Annotated in this window: 19 protein-coding genes; 16 read left to right on the top strand and 3 right to left on the bottom strand. The window is 47.6% G+C overall.

Features of this window, described 5'->3' with window-relative positions; all coding sequences use genetic code 11:
* Positions 1 to 109: 109 nt before the first annotated feature.
* The gene (locus FHS17_RS00925) at positions 110 to 403 is read right to left on the bottom strand and encodes a DUF2627 domain-containing protein (protein WP_167272738.1); all 294 of its coding nucleotides are present in this window, start codon (positions 401 to 403) and stop codon (positions 110 to 112) included.
* A 259-nt stretch (positions 404 to 662) separates the two neighbouring features.
* On the opposite strand from FHS17_RS00925, the gene lpdA reads away from it, so the two are divergent.
* The 6 genes from lpdA to FHS17_RS00955 all read left to right on the top strand — a co-directional run bounded on the left by lpdA (position 663) and on the right by FHS17_RS00955 (position 7,593).
* Positions 663 to 2,090: a dihydrolipoyl dehydrogenase gene (gene lpdA / locus FHS17_RS00930; RefSeq protein WP_167272743.1), complete on the top strand. Its 1,428-nt coding sequence runs from the start codon at positions 663 to 665 to the stop codon at positions 2,088 to 2,090.
* 98 nt (positions 2,091 to 2,188) lie between these two features.
* Complete coding sequence (locus FHS17_RS00935) at positions 2,189 to 3,208, top strand: thiamine pyrophosphate-dependent dehydrogenase E1 component subunit alpha (protein WP_167272747.1); 1,020 nt, start codon at positions 2,189 to 2,191, stop codon at positions 3,206 to 3,208.
* Position 3,209: 1 nt separating this feature from the next.
* Positions 3,210 to 4,193: an alpha-ketoacid dehydrogenase subunit beta gene (locus tag FHS17_RS00940; RefSeq protein ID WP_167272752.1), complete on the top strand. Its 984-nt coding sequence runs from the start codon at positions 3,210 to 3,212 to the stop codon at positions 4,191 to 4,193.
* A gap of 37 nt (positions 4,194 to 4,230) precedes the next feature.
* Positions 4,231 to 5,532 carry a dihydrolipoamide acetyltransferase family protein gene (locus FHS17_RS00945; protein ID WP_167272757.1) on the top strand — a complete coding sequence of 434 codons (1,302 nt, stop codon included), beginning with the start codon at positions 4,231 to 4,233 and terminating at the stop codon, positions 5,530 to 5,532.
* Between the two features lie 18 nt (positions 5,533 to 5,550).
* A complete protein-coding gene (lipB, locus tag FHS17_RS00950) occupies positions 5,551 to 6,270 on the top strand; it encodes a lipoyl(octanoyl) transferase LipB (protein WP_208420188.1) in 720 nt (239 codons plus the stop codon).
* 195 nt (positions 6,271 to 6,465) lie between these two features.
* Positions 6,466 to 7,593 (top strand): M20/M25/M40 family metallo-hydrolase, encoded by a 1,128-nt coding sequence (locus tag FHS17_RS00955; protein WP_167272760.1) that lies wholly within the window; start codon positions 6,466 to 6,468, stop codon positions 7,591 to 7,593.
* Between the two features lie 19 nt (positions 7,594 to 7,612).
* Here FHS17_RS00955 and mciZ read toward each other — a convergent pair whose 3' ends face one another.
* A complete protein-coding gene (gene mciZ / locus FHS17_RS00960; protein WP_167272765.1) occupies positions 7,613 to 7,744 on the bottom strand; it encodes a Z-ring formation inhibitor MciZ in 132 nt (43 codons plus the stop codon).
* 114 nt (positions 7,745 to 7,858) lie between these two features.
* Between mciZ and FHS17_RS00965 the strand changes: the two genes are divergently transcribed.
* From FHS17_RS00965 to fur, 3 genes are all read left to right on the top strand, one after another.
* Entirely contained in the window at positions 7,859 to 8,416 is a 558-nt protein-coding gene (locus FHS17_RS00965) for an NUDIX domain-containing protein (RefSeq protein ID WP_167272769.1), read from the top strand.
* Positions 8,417 to 8,501: 85 nt separating this feature from the next.
* Complete coding sequence (gene spoIIM, locus FHS17_RS00970) at positions 8,502 to 9,134, top strand: stage II sporulation protein M (protein ID WP_167272774.1); 633 nt, start codon at positions 8,502 to 8,504, stop codon at positions 9,132 to 9,134.
* Between the two features lie 104 nt (positions 9,135 to 9,238).
* On the top strand, positions 9,239 to 9,697 hold the full coding sequence (gene fur / locus FHS17_RS00975; RefSeq protein ID WP_167272778.1) for a ferric iron uptake transcriptional regulator: 459 nt from the start codon (positions 9,239 to 9,241) through the stop codon (positions 9,695 to 9,697).
* Positions 9,698 to 9,745: 48 nt separating this feature from the next.
* On the opposite strand, the gene FHS17_RS00980 is transcribed toward fur, so the two are convergent.
* Complete coding sequence (locus FHS17_RS00980; RefSeq protein WP_167272783.1) at positions 9,746 to 10,885, bottom strand: S8 family peptidase; 1,140 nt, start codon at positions 10,883 to 10,885, stop codon at positions 9,746 to 9,748.
* A gap of 226 nt (positions 10,886 to 11,111) precedes the next feature.
* Between FHS17_RS00980 and ald the strand changes: the two genes are divergently transcribed.
* The 7 genes from ald (at position 11,112) to FHS17_RS01015 (ending at position 17,335) form a co-directional block, all read left to right on the top strand.
* Entirely contained in the window at positions 11,112 to 12,254 is a 1,143-nt protein-coding gene (gene ald / locus FHS17_RS00985; RefSeq protein WP_167272788.1) for an alanine dehydrogenase, read from the top strand.
* A gap of 97 nt (positions 12,255 to 12,351) precedes the next feature.
* Positions 12,352 to 12,585: a DUF4227 family protein gene (locus FHS17_RS00990; protein WP_167272792.1), complete on the top strand. Its 234-nt coding sequence runs from the start codon at positions 12,352 to 12,354 to the stop codon at positions 12,583 to 12,585.
* Between the two features lie 146 nt (positions 12,586 to 12,731).
* Positions 12,732 to 13,622 carry a site-specific tyrosine recombinase XerD gene (gene xerD, locus FHS17_RS00995; RefSeq protein ID WP_167272796.1) on the top strand — a complete coding sequence of 297 codons (891 nt, stop codon included), beginning with the start codon at positions 12,732 to 12,734 and terminating at the stop codon, positions 13,620 to 13,622.
* A gap of 37 nt (positions 13,623 to 13,659) precedes the next feature.
* Positions 13,660 to 14,847, top strand: a complete 1,188-nt coding sequence (gene deoB / locus FHS17_RS01000) for a phosphopentomutase (RefSeq protein ID WP_167272801.1) — start codon at positions 13,660 to 13,662, stop codon at positions 14,845 to 14,847.
* Between the two features lie 25 nt (positions 14,848 to 14,872).
* On the top strand, positions 14,873 to 15,703 hold the full coding sequence (locus FHS17_RS01005; protein WP_167272805.1) for a purine-nucleoside phosphorylase: 831 nt from the start codon (positions 14,873 to 14,875) through the stop codon (positions 15,701 to 15,703).
* A gap of 110 nt (positions 15,704 to 15,813) precedes the next feature.
* A complete protein-coding gene (locus FHS17_RS01010; RefSeq protein WP_167272810.1) occupies positions 15,814 to 15,978 on the top strand; it encodes an aspartyl-phosphate phosphatase Spo0E family protein in 165 nt (54 codons plus the stop codon).
* A gap of 28 nt (positions 15,979 to 16,006) precedes the next feature.
* A complete protein-coding gene (locus FHS17_RS01015) occupies positions 16,007 to 17,335 on the top strand; it encodes a pyrimidine-nucleoside phosphorylase (RefSeq protein ID WP_167272813.1) in 1,329 nt (442 codons plus the stop codon).
* Positions 17,336 to 17,547 lie beyond the last annotated feature (212 nt).

Raw genomic sequence — 17,547 nt, forward strand, 5'->3', positions numbered from 1 at the left:
TGATTTCACCAATATGAAGGCGGTTTTTTTCTCCCTAAGAAATCTTGAGCGCAAGAATAAAAAACACCCCGCTGCACTCTAAGAGTTGTTGCGGGGTGTTCTATGTAACTTAAGCTTGTGGCTTTGGTGGTCTAGGCCGCTTCGGACGGAATCTAGGCGCAACATAATTGCGTTTGCGGTCACGGAAGAAGATCCAGCCGCCGATAAAACCTACTCCAATAGCAAACAATACAAGACCAAACAGGAAACTGAGCCATTGAAAATCTGGAGTAATCGCATCATTACCGAAAGCAGAGAAGTAATTAAATATAGCATTTTTCATTTTCAGAAAACCAATACAAGCCAGAATGCCAGGAATGACAAGCAGCAAAACGGCAATTAAACGAGCAGTAACTAATCTCATGCGTTTGTTGTTCTCCTTATGATCTGATGTACTTTTCTATGATACCTTTTTCTGCTGGTAGTGTCTATTTTGGAAATTTAACGATGTAAATAGGGTTGAAAAAAGGTACAATAGGACGAGTGGTATTAATGATGTGGATGCTTACGAAGTAAGAATTGTCACAAATTCACCCATAATGGTCTTACCATGTAACAATTCTTTAAGCTGATGCTTACGAAGCAAGAATTGCTTCGTAATTCTTTTTAGGAGGGAATACATAATGACAATCCAAGTGGATGTAGCTGTGCTTGGTGGTGGCCCAGGCGGATATACGGCGGCGATTAGAGCCGCTCAGCTTGGCAAAAGCGTAGCAATCGTCGAGCTTGATAAGCTAGGCGGCACTTGCTTACATAGAGGTTGTATACCAAGTAAATCGCTTCTTCGGAGCGCGGAAGTATATGCGACTTTGCTGGAAGCTGATAAATATGGGATTACGGTGGCAGACGGGGCGTTGTCGCTAAATTTCAATAAAGTACAGGAACGTAAGGAAAAGACGGTTGAGCAGCTGCATCGCGGCTTGAAAGGCCTTATGAAGAAATACGATATTCAAATTATAAATGGTAAAGGCCGGGTTATTGGTCCTTCCATCTTTTCTCCGCGCAGCGGTTCGCTGGCAGTAGAACTTGCCGATGGTGAGATGGAGTCGGTTGTATCTACAAACCTTATTATCGCAACGGGCTCAAGGCCTCGTCATCTGCCGGGTCTAAAACCGGATGGCGTGCATATTTTGTCCAGCGACGATGCTCTTCAGCTTGATAACCTCCCAGCGTCGATTCTCATTGTTGGTGGCGGCGTGATTGGTGTGGAATGGGCTTCCATGCTGCAGGACTTTGGTGTACAAGTAACACTTGTAGAAGTAGGTGGCAGATTACTGCCAGGTGAAGATGTGGAAGTATCGGCAGAGCTCACCCGTCTGCTTCGCCGCCGGGGCGTAAGAGTATTAACTAATGTCCAACTAAAGACGGAAGAGTTATCTATAAATGCAGATGAAGTATCCATTCATGCTGAGACATCGGAAGGTAATATTCTGATTACAGCGAATAAGTTACTTCTGTCTGTTGGCCGTCAAGCAAACATCGAGGGAATTGGCCTTGAAAATACGGACATTCAGACGAAAAACGGCTTTATATATGCCAATGAACATGGCCAAACAACTGAGCCACATATTTACGCGATTGGCGATGTCATTGGTGGGGTACAACTTGCGCACGCAGCAGCACATGAAGGTGTAACAGCGGCTGAGCATATTGCTGGTCACAGGAAAGATGCTATTGATCCAAACCTAATCCCACGTTGTATCTATTCTCGTCCTGAAGTGGCCTCTTATGGCTTAACTGAAGATAGCGCGCGGTCTAAAGGGCATGATATTAAGACGGGGAAAATTCCATTCCAGGCGATCGGCAAAGCACTTGTTCTTGGAGAAGCAGATGGCTTCGTGAAAGTTATTGCTGACCGTAAAACAAATGATATCCTAGGCGTCCATATGATAGGTCCTCATGCAACGGATTTAATATCAGAAGCTTCTCTTGCGGGCTTATTAAACGCTTCGCCATGGGAAGTAGGGCAGCTTATTCATCCACATCCAACCTTATCGGAAGCACTTGGCGAAGCGATGCTTGCTATTGATGGCAAATCACTGGCTTTGTAGTAGTGAAACATTTTCTTTTTCGTCTAAATGCGGTTATAATAAGTAATATCAAGTCTTAGTACCTGGTTTTAAAATCAGGTTAAAGGAGGCAAAACCTCATGAGTCAAAAGGGTTCAACCGAACAAACCTTTCGTCACAATGAACTGGGCTTAAGCAATGAGCTAGCCGTTGAAATGTATGCAACGATGGTGCTTTCGCGCAAATTTGACGAGAGAAATATGCTCTTGCAGCGCGCTGGTAAAATCAACTTCCACGTATCCGGCATCGGCCAAGAGGTAGCGCAGGTTGCTGCTGCTTTCGCTTTAGACCGGGAGAATGATTATTTCCTGCCTTATTATCGCGATTATGGATTTGTACTTGCGGTAGGAATGACTGTAAAAGAACTGATGCTGTCTGTATTCGCAAAAGCGGAAGATCCAAACAGCGGCGGTCGTCAAATGCCTGGCCATTTCGGCAGCAAGCGTCTTCGAATTGTGACTGGCTCTAGTCCGGTAACTACACAAGTGCCGCATGCAGTAGGCATTGCAATGGCAGCGAAGATGAAGAAGAAGCCAATCGTCAGCTTTGTAACATTCGGAGAAGGCTCCAGCAACCAAGGGGACTTCCATGAAGGCTGTAATTTTGCCGGAGTACATAAACTTCCGGTTATCTTAATGTGTGAGAACAATCAATACGCGATTTCTGTTCCCGTGCATAAGCAGCTTGGCGGACGTGTTGCAGACCGTGCATTGGGTTATGGCTTCCCAGGTTTCCAGGTTGACGGTAATGACGCGCTGGAAGTATTCCGCGTCGTGAAAGAAGCTCGTGAACGCGCAATTGCTGGCGAAGGTCCAACACTTATTGAAGCAATGATGTACCGTCTATCCCCGCATTCTACTTCCGATAATGATCTTGCATACCGTACGAAGGAAGAAGTAGATGAGAACCGGGCGAAGGATGGTATTCCTAAATATAAGCAATATTTAGAAGAGTGCGGCCTTTGGAACGAGGAGCTGGAAGCTGAGCTTCTGGCACGTATCCGGAAAGTGGTCGATGAAGCAACGGAATATGGCGATAACGCTCCGTTCCCTGCACCTGAGTCCGTACTATTGCATGTGTATGCAGAGGAGGGACATTAAGATGGCGAATATGGATTATATCGATGCTATTCGGTTGGCAATGAAGGAAGAAATGGAACGCGATGAGGATGTATTCGTGCTTGGGGAAGACGTCGGAGTAAAAGGCGGCGTATTCACAACAACAAAAGGTCTTCAGGAGCAGTTTGGCGAAAGCCGTGTCCTCGATACGCCGCTTGCGGAGTCTGCCATTGCAGGTGTCGCCATTGGTGCAGCCATGTATGGCATGAAGCCAATTGCTGAAATGCAGTACTCGGACTTTATGTTCCCGGCAACGAACCAGATCATCAGTGAAGCGGCTAAAATTCGTTACCGCTCAAATAACGACTGGACCTGTCCGATCGTTATCCGTGCTCCAATCGGCGGCGGTATTTTTGGCGGCTTGTACCATTCCCAATGTCCGGAATCTGTATTTTTTGGTACTCCGGGCCTGAAGATTGTGGCGCCATACAGAGCTTATGATGCAAAAGGGCTGCTCAAGGCTGCGGTACGCGATCCGGATCCTGTTATTTATTTCGAAAATAAAAAATGCTATAAAATGATCAATGGCGATGTGCCGGCTGATGATTATATTGTAGAAATCGGCAAAGCGAATGTGCTTCGTGAGGGCGATGATATTACAGTAATCGGGTACAGCATGCCTCTTATGTTTGTTGAGCAAGCGGCGGCCGATCTTGAACAGGAAGGCATCAGCACTCATATTCTTGATTTGAGAACCTTGCAGCCATTAGATAAAGAAGCCATTCTCGCAGCCGTACGCAAGACAGGTAAAGTTCTGATTATTCATGAAGATAACAAAACTGGCGGTGTAGGTGCAGAAGTATCGGCCATTATTGCGGAAGAGCTGTTGTTTGAGCTGGATGCTCCAATCCAAAGGCTCTGCAGTCCGGATGTACCGGCTATGCCGATCAACCCGCCGGGCGAGAAGTACTACATGCTTAATAAAGATAAAGTAAAAGAAGCAATGCGCAATTTGGCGCTATATTAAGCGGCAAGCACGCGTCAGGTAGGGAGATGAATAGTTAATGAAATCAGTGAAGGAGATCGTCATTCCTCAGTTGGCGGAATCATTGGTCTCGGCGACAATTGATAAATGGCTGAAGCAGCCTGGTGACCGGATTGAGATGTATGAGCCGATCTGTGAGCTAATTACAGATAAAGTAAGCGCCGAGCTGCCGTCAACTTTTGCAGGTACAATAGTTGAGATTATGGTTGGCAACGGTGAGACAGTTCCTGTTGGTACTCCTGTATGTCGTGTAGAGACTGAAGTGGCATCCTCAGAAGCTGCTCCAGCTTCTTCAGGGGCTAACGGTGCACCAGCGTTTGAAAGCTCGCAAGCAGCAGATGATGGCGATAAATCGATGCGCAATCGTTTTTCTCCGGTTGTACAGCAGTTAGCTGCTGAGCATGGCATTCGTCTAGCTGACGTGCAGGGAACAGGACTTGGCGGAAGAATTACGCGTAAGGACATATTGGCATACGTTGCTTCAGGAGCAGGACAAGCAGCGGCCAAACCAGTTGCTACGCCTGCTAGTACTACGGTATCGGAAGTTCGTTCATCTGGACTGCATTTGAGTGAGTCCCCTCGTACACCAACCGTGAATAATCAAAGCACATCGAATTCGGGCCGTGGAGAAGACTTCATTGACGTATCGCCGATTCGCAGTGCGATTGCACGTAATACTATGCTTAGCGTCAATGAAATTCCACATGGCTGGATGATGATTGAAGTAGATGTAACGAATCTGGTTCAGCTTCGCAATAAAGTGAAGGATGAATTCATGAAGCGTGAAGGCCTTAACTTGACGTACTTGGCTTTTGTTCTTAAGGCAGTCGTCAATGCTTTGAAAGACTTCCCGATTATGAACTCGATGTGGGCGGTCGACAAAATCATCGTAAAGCGGGATATCAATATTTCGCTTGCGGTAGGTACGGAAGAATCCGTCGCAACACCGGTCATTAAGAATGCCGATCACAAAACAATTGCCGGGCTTGCACGCGAAATCGATGATTTGGCTCGTCGCGGCCGTGAAGGTAAACTGACGCTTTCCGATATGCAAGGCGGTACTTTCACTGTTAATAACACGGGTTCATTTGGTTCGATCATTACGAACCCGATCATTAATTATCCACAAGCTGCCATCCTTACCTTCGAATCAATTGTGAAACGTCCTGTCGTGATTAACGACATGATTGCGATCCGTTCGATGGCGAATATGTGCTTGTCCCTTGACCATCGTGTGCTCGACGGCGTCATTTGCGGCCGTTTCCTGCAACGTGTGAAGGACAACTTGGAAAGCTTTAATCTAGACACGAAATTGTATTAAGAAACGGGGTATCCAGGCATGACTAACACGGTAAAGCAACACGTGGAGCGGCAATTGGAAGCCCGATATATACCGATGATCGGTTATGCGGAAGCTTGGGAGCTGCAGAAATCGATCGTGCGGCAAATCAGCCAGGAGGAGCGTCAGGAGACGCTTCTCCTTCTTCAGCATCCGCCGACTTATACACTAGGTACGGATCGTCATCATGAGCATTTGCTGTTAAGCGAAGATGAGCTGAGAGAGCGCGGGATATCGGTCTTTGAAATCGATCGTGGCGGGGATATTACCTATCATGGCCCAGGACAATTAGTTGGTTATCCGATGCTGTTCCTTCCGATGGAAGGGCTGGATCTGCATGCTTATCTACGTACGGTTGAGCAGGCTATAATCAATTGGCTGGCCGAATATGGTATAGAAGCGGGAAGAAAACCGGAATATACAGGGGTATGGGTTGGGAATGAGAAAATTGCCGCTATCGGGGTGAAATTCAATAGAGCCCGAGATCGGGGAGGGTTTGTTACCAGTCACGGCTTTGCCTTGAATATTGAGGCGGGTATTGGCAATCAGGGCTTTAGCGGCATTATCCCTTGCGGGATTGAAGAGTATGGGGTTACATCCTTTAATGACCTCACACGTCAGAAGGTAACCGTTGAAGAGGCAGCGCGGCAGCTACTGCCGCATTTCTGCCATGTATTTGGGTTCGATACTCCCGAGCTGCTAGAGCAACGAGCTGAGTGAAGCAACCAGTGTCGTAACCACCAAGGCAGCTACAACTAGAATAGCAACTAGACGAATAAGCTTTTGCATCTTCAAAGATAAAACTCCTTTCTCTGCTATTTGAAGCGTAAACGCTTGTCCCGCCATCAGGAGGGGCAACGTGAGGTGTGGCTATGAGTCTATTGTAAACGAAAACATCGAACGGAGGGAATAGTTATGGTCAATCAGGATCGTATTGTTAATGAATTTATCGAATTGGTGAAGGTAGACAGCGAGACGAGGTTTGAACAAGAAATTAGCAAAGTACTAAAAGCAAAATTCACGGAGCTTGGACTGTCGATAGAAGAAGATGATGCTCAGGAGAAAACAGGTCATGGCGCGAACAATCTGTTTGTTTACATGGAAGGTTCGGATGCGGACAATGCACCAACCATTCTGTTTACTTCGCATATGGATACAGTGGCGCCAGGTAATGGGATTAAGCCGCAAATTGACAGCGACGGATACATACGCAGTGATGGAACGACCATTCTTGGCAGTGATGATAAAGCAGGGCTTGCAGCTATGCTGGAGGCGGTCCGCGTATTGAAAGAAAATAATATTCCTCATGGTCCTATTCAATTCGTTATTACGGTAGGGGAAGAATCGGGTCTTCTAGGCGCGCGGAGTATGGATGCTTCCAAACTGAAAGCGTCATTTGGCTATGCCATTGATTCCAATGGCTCAATTGGGGATATGGCGGTTGCCGCTCCAACGCAGGCGAAAGTGATCATGAAGCTTCATGGCAAATCCGCTCATGCTGGAGTAAATCCGGAGGATGGCATCAGTGCAATTCAAGTGGCGGCAAAGGCCATTTCACGTATGCCTCTTGGCCGTATTGATAAAGAGACAACTGCGAATATCGGAAGCTTTGAAGGGGGCGGTGCGACAAATGTCGTATGCGACTTCGTGAAGCTGGTAGCGGAAGCGCGCAGTATTGCACAGGAGAAGCTGGATCGGCAGGTCGAGGCGATGCGTCAAGCACTGGAGAGCGCAGCAGAGGAATTTGGTGCACGTGCTGAGTTTGAGAGCAGCTTAATCTACCCGGCTTATGTGCATGACGATAATGCTCCTGTTGTTCAGTTGGCCAAAGCAGCGGCAACAGCAATTGGACTTACGCCGCGCACTTTCCACTCAGGTGGTGGCAGTGATGCTAATATTTTCAACGGGCTTGGTGTTCCTACTGTCAATCTATCTGTCGGTTATGAGCATATTCATACGACGAAGGAGCAAATCAAGGTCGCTGATCTTGTGAAGATTACAGAGCTGGTTATTGAAATCATTAAGCAGGCTGCTAAAGCATAAGCGCTGCTTAGTATATCGACTACTTTGTTTTCTGCGGGGAAAGCAGCTTGTTCAGTGGAATATCCAATCTGGAAAGCTTACGAAGCTGGCTTTGAATTTCCCATGCTTTACCGACAAGACGAAGCTCATTATGTGTTAAATATTGTTTCATCCTTAACACTCTCCTTGTTTAGTAGCTATAAGTAATGGATATGTAAGAATGGGACAAGTTATTCCGATAAAGCATACAGATGCAGATATTAAACGGATTGGGGAGAGGAAAAAGATGAGTCAGAATAACGAGCTGTGGCGTGAGGAAACGATCAGCACAGAACCGATCTTTGAGGGGAAAATGATTACGCTTCAGGTAGACACGGTTGCGATGCCTGATGGTCGTACGGCTACCCGGGAGATTGTAAAACATCCTGGAGCTGCAGCAGTAATGGCACTACTCGATGGGAAGCTGCTCGTTGTAGAACAGTTCCGTAAGCCGCTTGAGAAGTTCCAGATCGAAATTCCTGCCGGCAAGCTGGACGCAGGAGAGGATCCGCTTGAAGCGGCCGCACGTGAGCTGGAAGAAGAGACAGGTTACCGGGCTGACAGCTTGAAGCTGGTCAGTGCATTTTTCACTTCTCCCGGATTTGCTGATGAGAAATTGTATCTGTATTTTGCCGATCAGGTAACGTTAGGTACACAGCATACGGATGAGGATGAGTATTTGCAGGTAGAAGCCATCACTCTCGAGCAGGCGGAAGCTTATATCGCAGAAGGTCGTATCAGCGACGCGAAGACGGTTCTGGCAGTATATGCGTGGAAGCTTTATCAACTGACTGGAACCATTTAAATCTTGTCCAAGCTGCTCTCTCAAACGTCATACGATGAAGTAAGGGATCATACACTTTACCATCGGGACAAGGGGGGAGTGTGCCATGCGTTCGCCAACTTTTCAAGAATCGGTGAAAAATCAGCTGACTTTATATGTTTTCGTAGCGGTATTGTTTGTCGTAGGGGCTATATTCGGCGGGCTGATGGTTAACGCTTTGACACTGGAGCAGCAGCAGGATTTGGCGACAGATGTCAATCAATATATCCGTCTGATTAATGACGGCGTGACGCCGGATGCGGCGTTGTCATTTTGGGATCGGCTCTTTTTTCATGGTAAATGGCTGTTTCTATTATGGTTTCTTGGCATATCAGTTGTAGGAGTTCCGTTTGTTCTTGCACTCGATTTCTTGAAAGGAGCGCTTGTTGGCTTTGCGGTCGGGTCACTTATTACCCAGCACGCTTGGAAGGGAGTCTTATTCTCTCTAGCCTCGATCGCTCCACCAAATCTGATCGTCGTTCCGGCGATAATGATTACGAGTGTAGCAGCGCTCACTTTTTCTACATTTGTGATCAAGAACAGGCTTTTGCAGCAAAAAGGAGCTTTAGCCCCACAAATAGCCAGCTTTACGTCTACCGCACTGCTGATGCTGCTGCTTCTAGCTGGTGCAGCACTGCTGGAAGCGTATCTTTCGCCCTATTTTATGCAGTGGGCAGCTCCTTATCTGACGGGAGCTTAAACAGGCGTATAGAGGCAAAATGTTTGACTTTAGGAATGGTTAACCCCTATAATGAAAGCAAACGTTTCCTGATGTTGGCGCAGACATGTGGTAGGGGGGAAATCATGGAAGCCCGGATTGAAAAGATTAAACAACAGTTGCAGTCGCAGGGCTACAAATTAACCCCGCAGCGTGAAGCAACCGTCCGTGTATTACTTGAGAATGAAGAAGATCATTTAAGCGCGGAAGATGTGTTCATGCTCGTAAAGGACAAGGCACCGGAAATCGGCCTCGCTACTGTATATCGGACACTCGAATTGTTGAGCGAGATGCATGTGGTTGAAAAACTTAACTTTGGCGACGGTGTTGCCCGCTATGATCTTCGGACAGATAGCAGCAAGCATCATCACCATCATCTAATCTGTGTACAGTGTGGTGCAATGGACGAAATCAAGGAAGATTGGCTGCTTCCATTGGAAGAACGACTGGAGCAGGAATACGGCTTCACCGTACTCGATCATCGTCTCGACTTCCAAGGCATCTGTCATCGCTGCAACGCAAATAATGACAAAACAAATGAATAAACGGCTTTGCTGCCCAGCGATTCTGGACGGCAAAGCCGTTTTGGCGTTTTATACACGGTCTAACTGTAGAAGTCCAGCTCCTTGCTCAGTCTCCATTTCTGAAGGAAGCGGCAATGCCCAGCTCCGAAGCAGTTCAGCAACTTGGGAAGGACTCAAATTTGGTTGCCTGGACAGCAGAAGAGCAACTCCGCCTGCAGCATGTGGAGAAGACATACTGGTGCCGGATAAGGTCATATAGCCGCCGTTCAGCCATGTAGATCTAATTTGCTCGCCGGGAGCTGCTAGATCGATGCCAGTGCCTCGGCTGCTGAAGTTCGTTACTTCATTTGCCCGATTTGTGGCGGCGATCGCCATCGTCTCGGGAAAGGAAGCCGGCGCATCTATCATGCCATTATCTTCGGTGCCGGAGTTTCCTGCTGATGCTACGATAACAATACCTTGATTGTAGGCTTTTGTAATGACATCGCGAAGCGCTTTGCTTACAGATGAGCCAACAAGGCCAAAGCTCATATTAATGACGTTCATCTTATTTCGTATACACCAATCGACACCGGCAATAATGCTAGATACGAATCCGCCGCCTTGGCTGTCTAATGCCTTAATAGCGTACAACTCCACGTCGGGAGCAACCCCTTTAACTCCATCAAGTCCTTTTCCAGCGGTTATGCCTGCAACATGTGTGCCATGCCCATTATCATCAGCATAACTTCCGCCTCGAATCGTATTGACGCCGCCAGCTATTTTCAAATTAGGATGTTCGGCAATTCCCGTATCAATAATAGCTACTTTAATGCTGCTTCCGGTTGTACGAGCCCACGCCTCATTTGCTTTGACTCGGCATATATTCCACGTCAGTTCTGGAGGACAGGTCGAAAGAGCTTGAACCTTCTTCTGCCCAGCCGTTTGGCGATGTTTCTGGTAAAGATGCACCCGAATACGAGCATCACTCTCGACCCGTTTTACTTCCGGATGTCTCGCAATGACTTTCCATGATCGGCGTTTGTCGAAATGGCAGCCAAGGGTGCGAAGGTTGGGAAGCCGCTTATATGGCTTTATTCCTTTTACACGAAGCCTCTTCAAGCATCTTTTATACGAGCGACCCGTTTTAAAGGTAATAAGCTTACGAACCGTATTTTTGGTTGGGACGCGCACAGACCTTGTGAACAGCAGCTTTTCCAGCTTAGGCATATACATTCTCCTATTCGTTCTATATAAAGCTGTAAGTGGCTTATGAAAACGTGCTTGTTCAGTGTATGGGGTAAGTGGCGTATTCGTTATGGTCAATTGTACGGACTAACCGCACATATTTTTAGTTCCGGCTGGAAAAGGTACGCTTAAGGACTAACATTTGTCCCTCACGAATCATACAACATAGTAGATAGTGCGCCACATTCATGAAGGGGGAAGCTAAGCTATGATCATTGGCGTTCCAAAGGAAATCAAAACGAGCGAATATCGAGTTGCTCTTACCCCGGCAGGCGTAACCATGCTGAAGGCGGCAGGCCATGAGGTTATTGTGGAGACGAAAGCCGGCGATGGAAGTGGATTTGAAGATTGGGATTATGAAAGGGAAGGCGCGGAAATTCGGCAAACTGCAGCGGAGATTTGGAACGAAGCGGACATGATTATGAAGGTGAAAGAGCCGCTCAAGGAAGAGTTTCAATATTTTCGTGAAGGTTTATTATTATTTACGTATTTGCACTTGGCGGCAGCTCCTGAGCTGACTCGTGCTTTGATGGACAATGGAGTAACAGGAATCGCTTATGAGACGATACAATTAGCTAATGGAAGCTTGCCGTTATTAACTCCTATGAGTGAAGTAGCAGGACGAATGGCCGTACAGGTTGGTTCGCAATTTCTTGAGGCGTTCCATGGCGGAAGAGGAGTGCTTCTAGGTGGAGTTCCTGGAGTGCCTCCAGCAGAGGTTGTCATTATTGGCGGTGGAATCGTAGGGACGAATGCAGCCAAAATCGCTCTTGGAATGGGAGCTACTGTGGTTATTTTAGAAAGAAGCACAGATCGCATGAGATATTTGGATGACGTCTTTGGTGGAAGAATTCGAACGTTGATGTCGAGCCCTTACAATATTGCGGAAGCCGTAGGCAGAGCAGATCTCCTCATTGGTGCGGTCTTAATTCCCGGTGCGAAAGCCCCACATCTGGTTACGGAAACGATGGTTCAGGGGATGAAAAAGGGTTCTGTCATTGTGGATGTTGCTGTTGATCAGGGCGGATCGATTGCTACGGTTGACCGGCCTACGACACACAAAGATCCGATCTATGTGAAGCATGGCGTCATTCATTATGCAGTCGCGAATATCCCAGGCGCCGTCCCGCGAACCTCGACATTCGCGCTGACGAACGTTACGATTCCGTATGCCTTGGATCTAGCGAGCCGTGGCTGGGAAGCTGTACGGAGCAGTGTACCGCTGCAAAAAGGTGTAAATACGCATCGTGGCACCGTCACCTACGAACCGGTTGCAACGGCAGCTGGCTTGCCTTACACGCCGATTGAACGATGGCTGGACAGTATTGCCTTTGATAAGCTGGAGCCTTGAACAAGCGCTGGTTCTAGGCGCCTTTAGCATATCCGGCGAACCTCTTTCATAGATTGTTACGGATGGACAACCGTAATGGATGAAGGGGGAAGGAAGAATGGTCCTCTCGGTGCGTAAGTGGTTAAACCGCATTTTGTTTGTTATTATATTCACCTTATTGTTTCTAATCGCGACGGGCAGCTATCGATGGCTGGTTGACGTCATTGCTCCCGTCAATCCTTATCAAACTCCAAAAGGTGCATCCCTTAAAGTGTTTCAAGCTGATCCGGCAACAGCAGAGAAAGGCAGCGTAACAGAACAACTGCGGTGGTTTTATTGGTACGGCGAATGATCGATCAAATATGAATTAAAGTTCAAAAAGCAGGATTTGATCTGCCGGTTGTGGAATAGTTGGTTAGCAGGATATATTGCCACAAGCAAGACCATCGCCCTAAGGCGAATGGCCTTGATCATCTTTCTTGAACGAAAGGAACCGGCATGAAAGATCAAGTACAATCCTTTATAAAATACTTAACCAATGAGCGTGCTTTATCAAGCAGTACGCTGGAATCGTATGGTCGTGACTTACAGGGCCTGATCAACTATTTGGAAGAACAGTCGGTTGCGAACGTGGGGGAGATTCAACGTCACCATTTGTCGCATTATTTGCTGCGTCTGAAAGAGAGCGGACGAAAGGTATCCACCGTATCCAGGCATATTGCTTCTATTCGCGCATTTTTTCATTATTTGGCGGTAAACGGATTGATTCAGCTTAATCCCGCCATCTACATAGAGTCACCCAAGCAGGAGAAAAAAGAGCCCAGTGTCCTGTCTGTCGAGAACGCCGGCCTGCTGCTTGAAACGCCTCAGCCGGCTAATGCTCCCGGGAAGCGAGATAAAGCGATGCTGGAGCTGTTATATGCGACGGGTATCCGGGTCTCTGAGCTCATCTCCCTCAATGTAGACAGTGTTAATGCGCAGCTTAATGTCATCCGTTGCGTCGGCAGCGGCATGAAAGAGCGAATTATCCCTTTTGGCCGCATGGCTGCCACAGCCTTAGACGATTATTTGCAATCCGGCCGTTCGGAGCTGCTTAGGCATAATGAATCGGAGCCTGCTCTGTTTCTGAATCAGCTGGGTACACGTATGACACGTCAAGGCTTTTGGAAAATGGTGAAAAAATATGCGAAGGAAGCGGGTATTTCGGAGGAAATAACGCCGCATACGCTGCGCCACTCCTTCGCTGCTCATTTGCTGGAGAACGGGGCTGACCTCCGCGCTGTGCAGGAGCTGCTTGGACATGCTGATATTTCGACCACACAGCGTTACACCCGTTTGTCTAAGGTAAGAATGAAGGATGTATACTCGAATGCTCATCCCCGTGCTTAAAGGATATCCACACGCCGGGAGTAGGAGGTAAAAATTAATGAAATTTGATCGAATTGCTGTAATTGTGTTGGACAGCGTTGGAATTGGAGAACTGCCGGACGCCCCTTCCTTTGGGGACAGTGGTTCTCATACACTTGGCCATATTATAGAGCGGGTGCCAACAATTGAACTCCCGAATATGCGCCGCTGGGGACTCGACCGAATCGCCCAATTATCGGATTGGAAGCCGGAAGGCGAAGCGGCTGCAGCTTACTATGGCAAAATGGCGGAAGTATCGGTTGGCAAAGATACAATGACTGGGCATTGGGAGCTAATGGGGCTCAATATGACAGTTCCATTTCAAGTTTTCCCTGAAGGTTTTCCAGATGAACTGATCTCTGTGTTCGAGGAGCGGACAGGCCGTAAGGTCATTGGCAATAAGCCTGCAAGCGGGACGGAAATATTGGATGAGCTTGGTGCGGAGCAAATGGAAACAGGGGCATGGATCGTTTATACCTCTGCAGACAGTGTCTTTCAAATTGCTGCACATGAGGAGATTATTCCGCTGGAAGAGCTTTACCGCGGCTGCGAAATTGCCCGTGAATTAACGATGGATGAGCGATTCACAGTAGGCAGAGTAATTGCAAGACCGTACACAGGTTCGCCAGGAGCGTTCAAACGTACACCAAACCGCCATGACTATGCTGTGAAGCCTCCGGAGGCGACAGTTCTCAATACGCTTAAGGATAATGGCTTCAATACCATTGCAATCGGGAAGATTAATGATATTTTTGACGGGGAAGGCATTACAGCAACAACCTCGACCAAAAGCAATGCAGATGGCATTACGCGTACAATTGAAGCTCTTAAGAAGCCATTCAAAGGTCTGCTGTTCACGAATCTTGTGGATTTCGACTCCTTGTTTGGCCATCGCCGTGATCCGGAAGGATATGCAGGTGCGCTGGAGGAATTTGACCGTGCTATTCCTGAGCTTGAAGGAACGATTGGTGAGCGTGATCTGCTAATCGTAACGGCCGACCATGGGAATGATCCGGTTCATCCAGGGACGGACCATACGCGTGAATACGTGCCTCTTTTGTTATACAGCCCGGCATTTGCTAAACCGGCCTTGCTGGATACGAGAACGACATTCTCAGATCTTGGCGCTACGATTGCTGATAATTTCGGTGTATCTTCCCCGCCAAATGGTACAAGCTTTTTGAACTTGCTTCATACAAAAGAATAGATAAGGATTAGAGGAGGAACTTACGATGAGTTCAAATACAATGACGGCAGCCCAGATTAAAGAGGCAGCAGCTTATATTGCAGGTCGTGTACAAGTAAAGCCGGAGATTGGCTTGATTATGGGTTCTGGACTAGGTGTTCTTGGAGATCATATCGAGAATGCAGTAACGATTGATTACAGCGAAATCCCACATTTCCCGGTATCAACGGTAGAAGGTCATGCAGGTGAACTGCTGGTTGGTACATTGTCAGGACGTATTGTACTGCTTATGCGCGGAAGATTTCATATGTATGAAGGATATGGACCACAGCTTACGGCATTCCCTGTCCGTGTCATGAAGGCACTTGGCGTTACTACCTTGCTTGTTACCAATGCTGCCGGCGGTGTGAACCTGGACTACGAAGCAGGTAATTTGATGCTGATCTCTGATCATCTGAACATGACAGGCAAAAATCCGCTTATCGGCCCGAACGATAATGAACTAGGTGTAAGATTCCCGGATATGTCAGAGGCGTACAGCAAACGTCTTCGTGCTATTGCTCGTGAGACAGCTGCCAAACAAGGGCTTAAACTACAAGAGGGTGTTTATGCAGGACTGCTTGGTCCTTCGTATGAAACGCCTGCAGAAATTCGCATGCTGCGCGTATTGGGTGCAGATGCTGTCGGCATGTCGACCGTTGCAGAAGTTATTGCTGCACGTCATTCTGGTATAGAAGTACTAGGTATTTCCTGTATCAGCAATATGGCTGCCGGTGTTTTGGATCAACCATTGTCCCATGATGAGGTTATGGAAACGACTGAGCGGGTAAAAGCTGAATTTTTGGCTCTTGTTAAGGAATTAATCCGACAATTCTAATGGGTGATTGTAATGAAATTGTAATATTCGCCTCGACGGAATATGACAGTATTTGATGGCGGATCGGTCGTATAATGTCCATGATTACGGAGTGATGGAGTGGAGAGAACATGGACAAGCAATTACTCGTCGAAATAGAGCAGTTGCGAGGGAAAATGGTTGAAAAAGCAATGATAAAGAAAACATTTGTACATCGTGAAGTGCTCCAGCTCAGCCAAATGCTGGACGAGCTGATCGTTCGGGAGCAGATGCTGCGAGCGCATTCACATAAATGATTGCGCAGGCCGAAACGGAGTGGATAACATGCGTGCAGTAGATCTTATACAAAAGAAGCGGGACGGCGGTGAGCTGACTGCAAAAGAATTGACGTTTCTGGTGGATGGCTATTGCGAGGGCGGTATTCCGGATTATCAAATGTCAGCTTGGGCGATGGCAGTCTTTTATCGTGGAATGACTCCAGCAGAGACTGCAGCGCTTACGCTTGCCATGGCGAATTCGGGAGATCAGGTAGACCTGGCTCCGATTGCAGGCGTAAAGGTAGATAAGCATAGCACAGGCGGCGTAGGAGATAAGACAACTCTTATCATTGCACCGCTGGTAGCATCTGCAGGAGTCCCGGTTGCCAAGATGTCGGGAAGAGGCTTAGGTCATACAGGCGGTACAATCGACAAATTGGAATCGATTGCAGGATTTCAAACCGAGCTGTCCAGGGAGAAATTCCTCGAACAGGTGAATGAGCTCGGAATTTCGGTTATTGGGCAAAGCGGTAATTTGGCGCCAGCCGACAAAAAGCTGTATGCTCTGCGGGATGTGACAGCTACCGTCGAATCGATACCTCTAATTGCAAGCTCAGTGATGAGCAAGAAGATTGCTGCTGGCGCAGATGCCATTGTGCTGGACGTGAAGACAGGCAGCGGCGCTTTTATGAAGACGATTGAGGATTCGGAACAATTAGCACAAGCGATGGTTGAGATCGGCACACAGGTCGGTCGACAAACGGCAGCTGTTATTAGTGATATGGACCAGCCGCTTGGTTTTGCCATTGGTAATGCACTTGAGGTTCGAGAAGCTATAGAAACTTTACAGGGCAAAGGTCCTGCTGATCTGACTGAATTATGTTTAACGTTAGGCGCGCATATGGTTGTGCTTGGCGGTAAGGCGAAGGATTTTTCCGAGGCAAAAGCCTTGTTGCAGCGGCAATTGGATAGTGGAGAGGCACTCTCCAAGTTCAAGCAGTTTATTGCAGCACAAGGCGGCGACGCTTCGGTGGCCGATGATGTTGAGCTCTTGCCACAAGCGGCAGAGCAGGTGGAAGTGAAAGCGGCTGGTGCAGGCTACATTGCTTCTATTCACGCCGAGCAGCTTGGTATTGCGGCGATGCTCCTTGGAGCGGGACGAGCTACGAAGGAAGCGTCAATTGATTACTCCGTAGGGATTATCATTCGCAAAAAGGTTGGCGATTCAGTTAGTGAAGGGGATACGCTGGCTGTACTGCATACCCGCGCTAATGATTCCACTCTGGAAGAGGTAGCAGCGAAGGTTCGGGATGCCTACACCATATCGACTGACAAGCCGGAGGAACGTCCTCTGCTGCTGTCTGTCGTGACAGCTGAAGGAACGGTACGTTACTAGAATTTGAATTAAACCGCCTTACTCCACGGAGTGAGGCGGTTTTTTGTTGTTTATTACACTAGAGCTTGATATAAGCCCTGAAGGATGAAGGAGTTTGACGACTCAGCGAACTGCCTGTCAGACGTAACAAAAACCGACATCTATCGCGTGGAATATTTTTCATGAAAGAGGTCAAGACTGGAGAAGACAATATAGCCCAATTGCGGTGTTAG

Origin of the sequence: Paenibacillus lupini (assembly GCF_011761355.1) — a bacterium.
Lineage (GTDB): Bacteria > Bacillota > Bacilli > Paenibacillales > Paenibacillaceae > Pristimantibacillus > Pristimantibacillus lupini.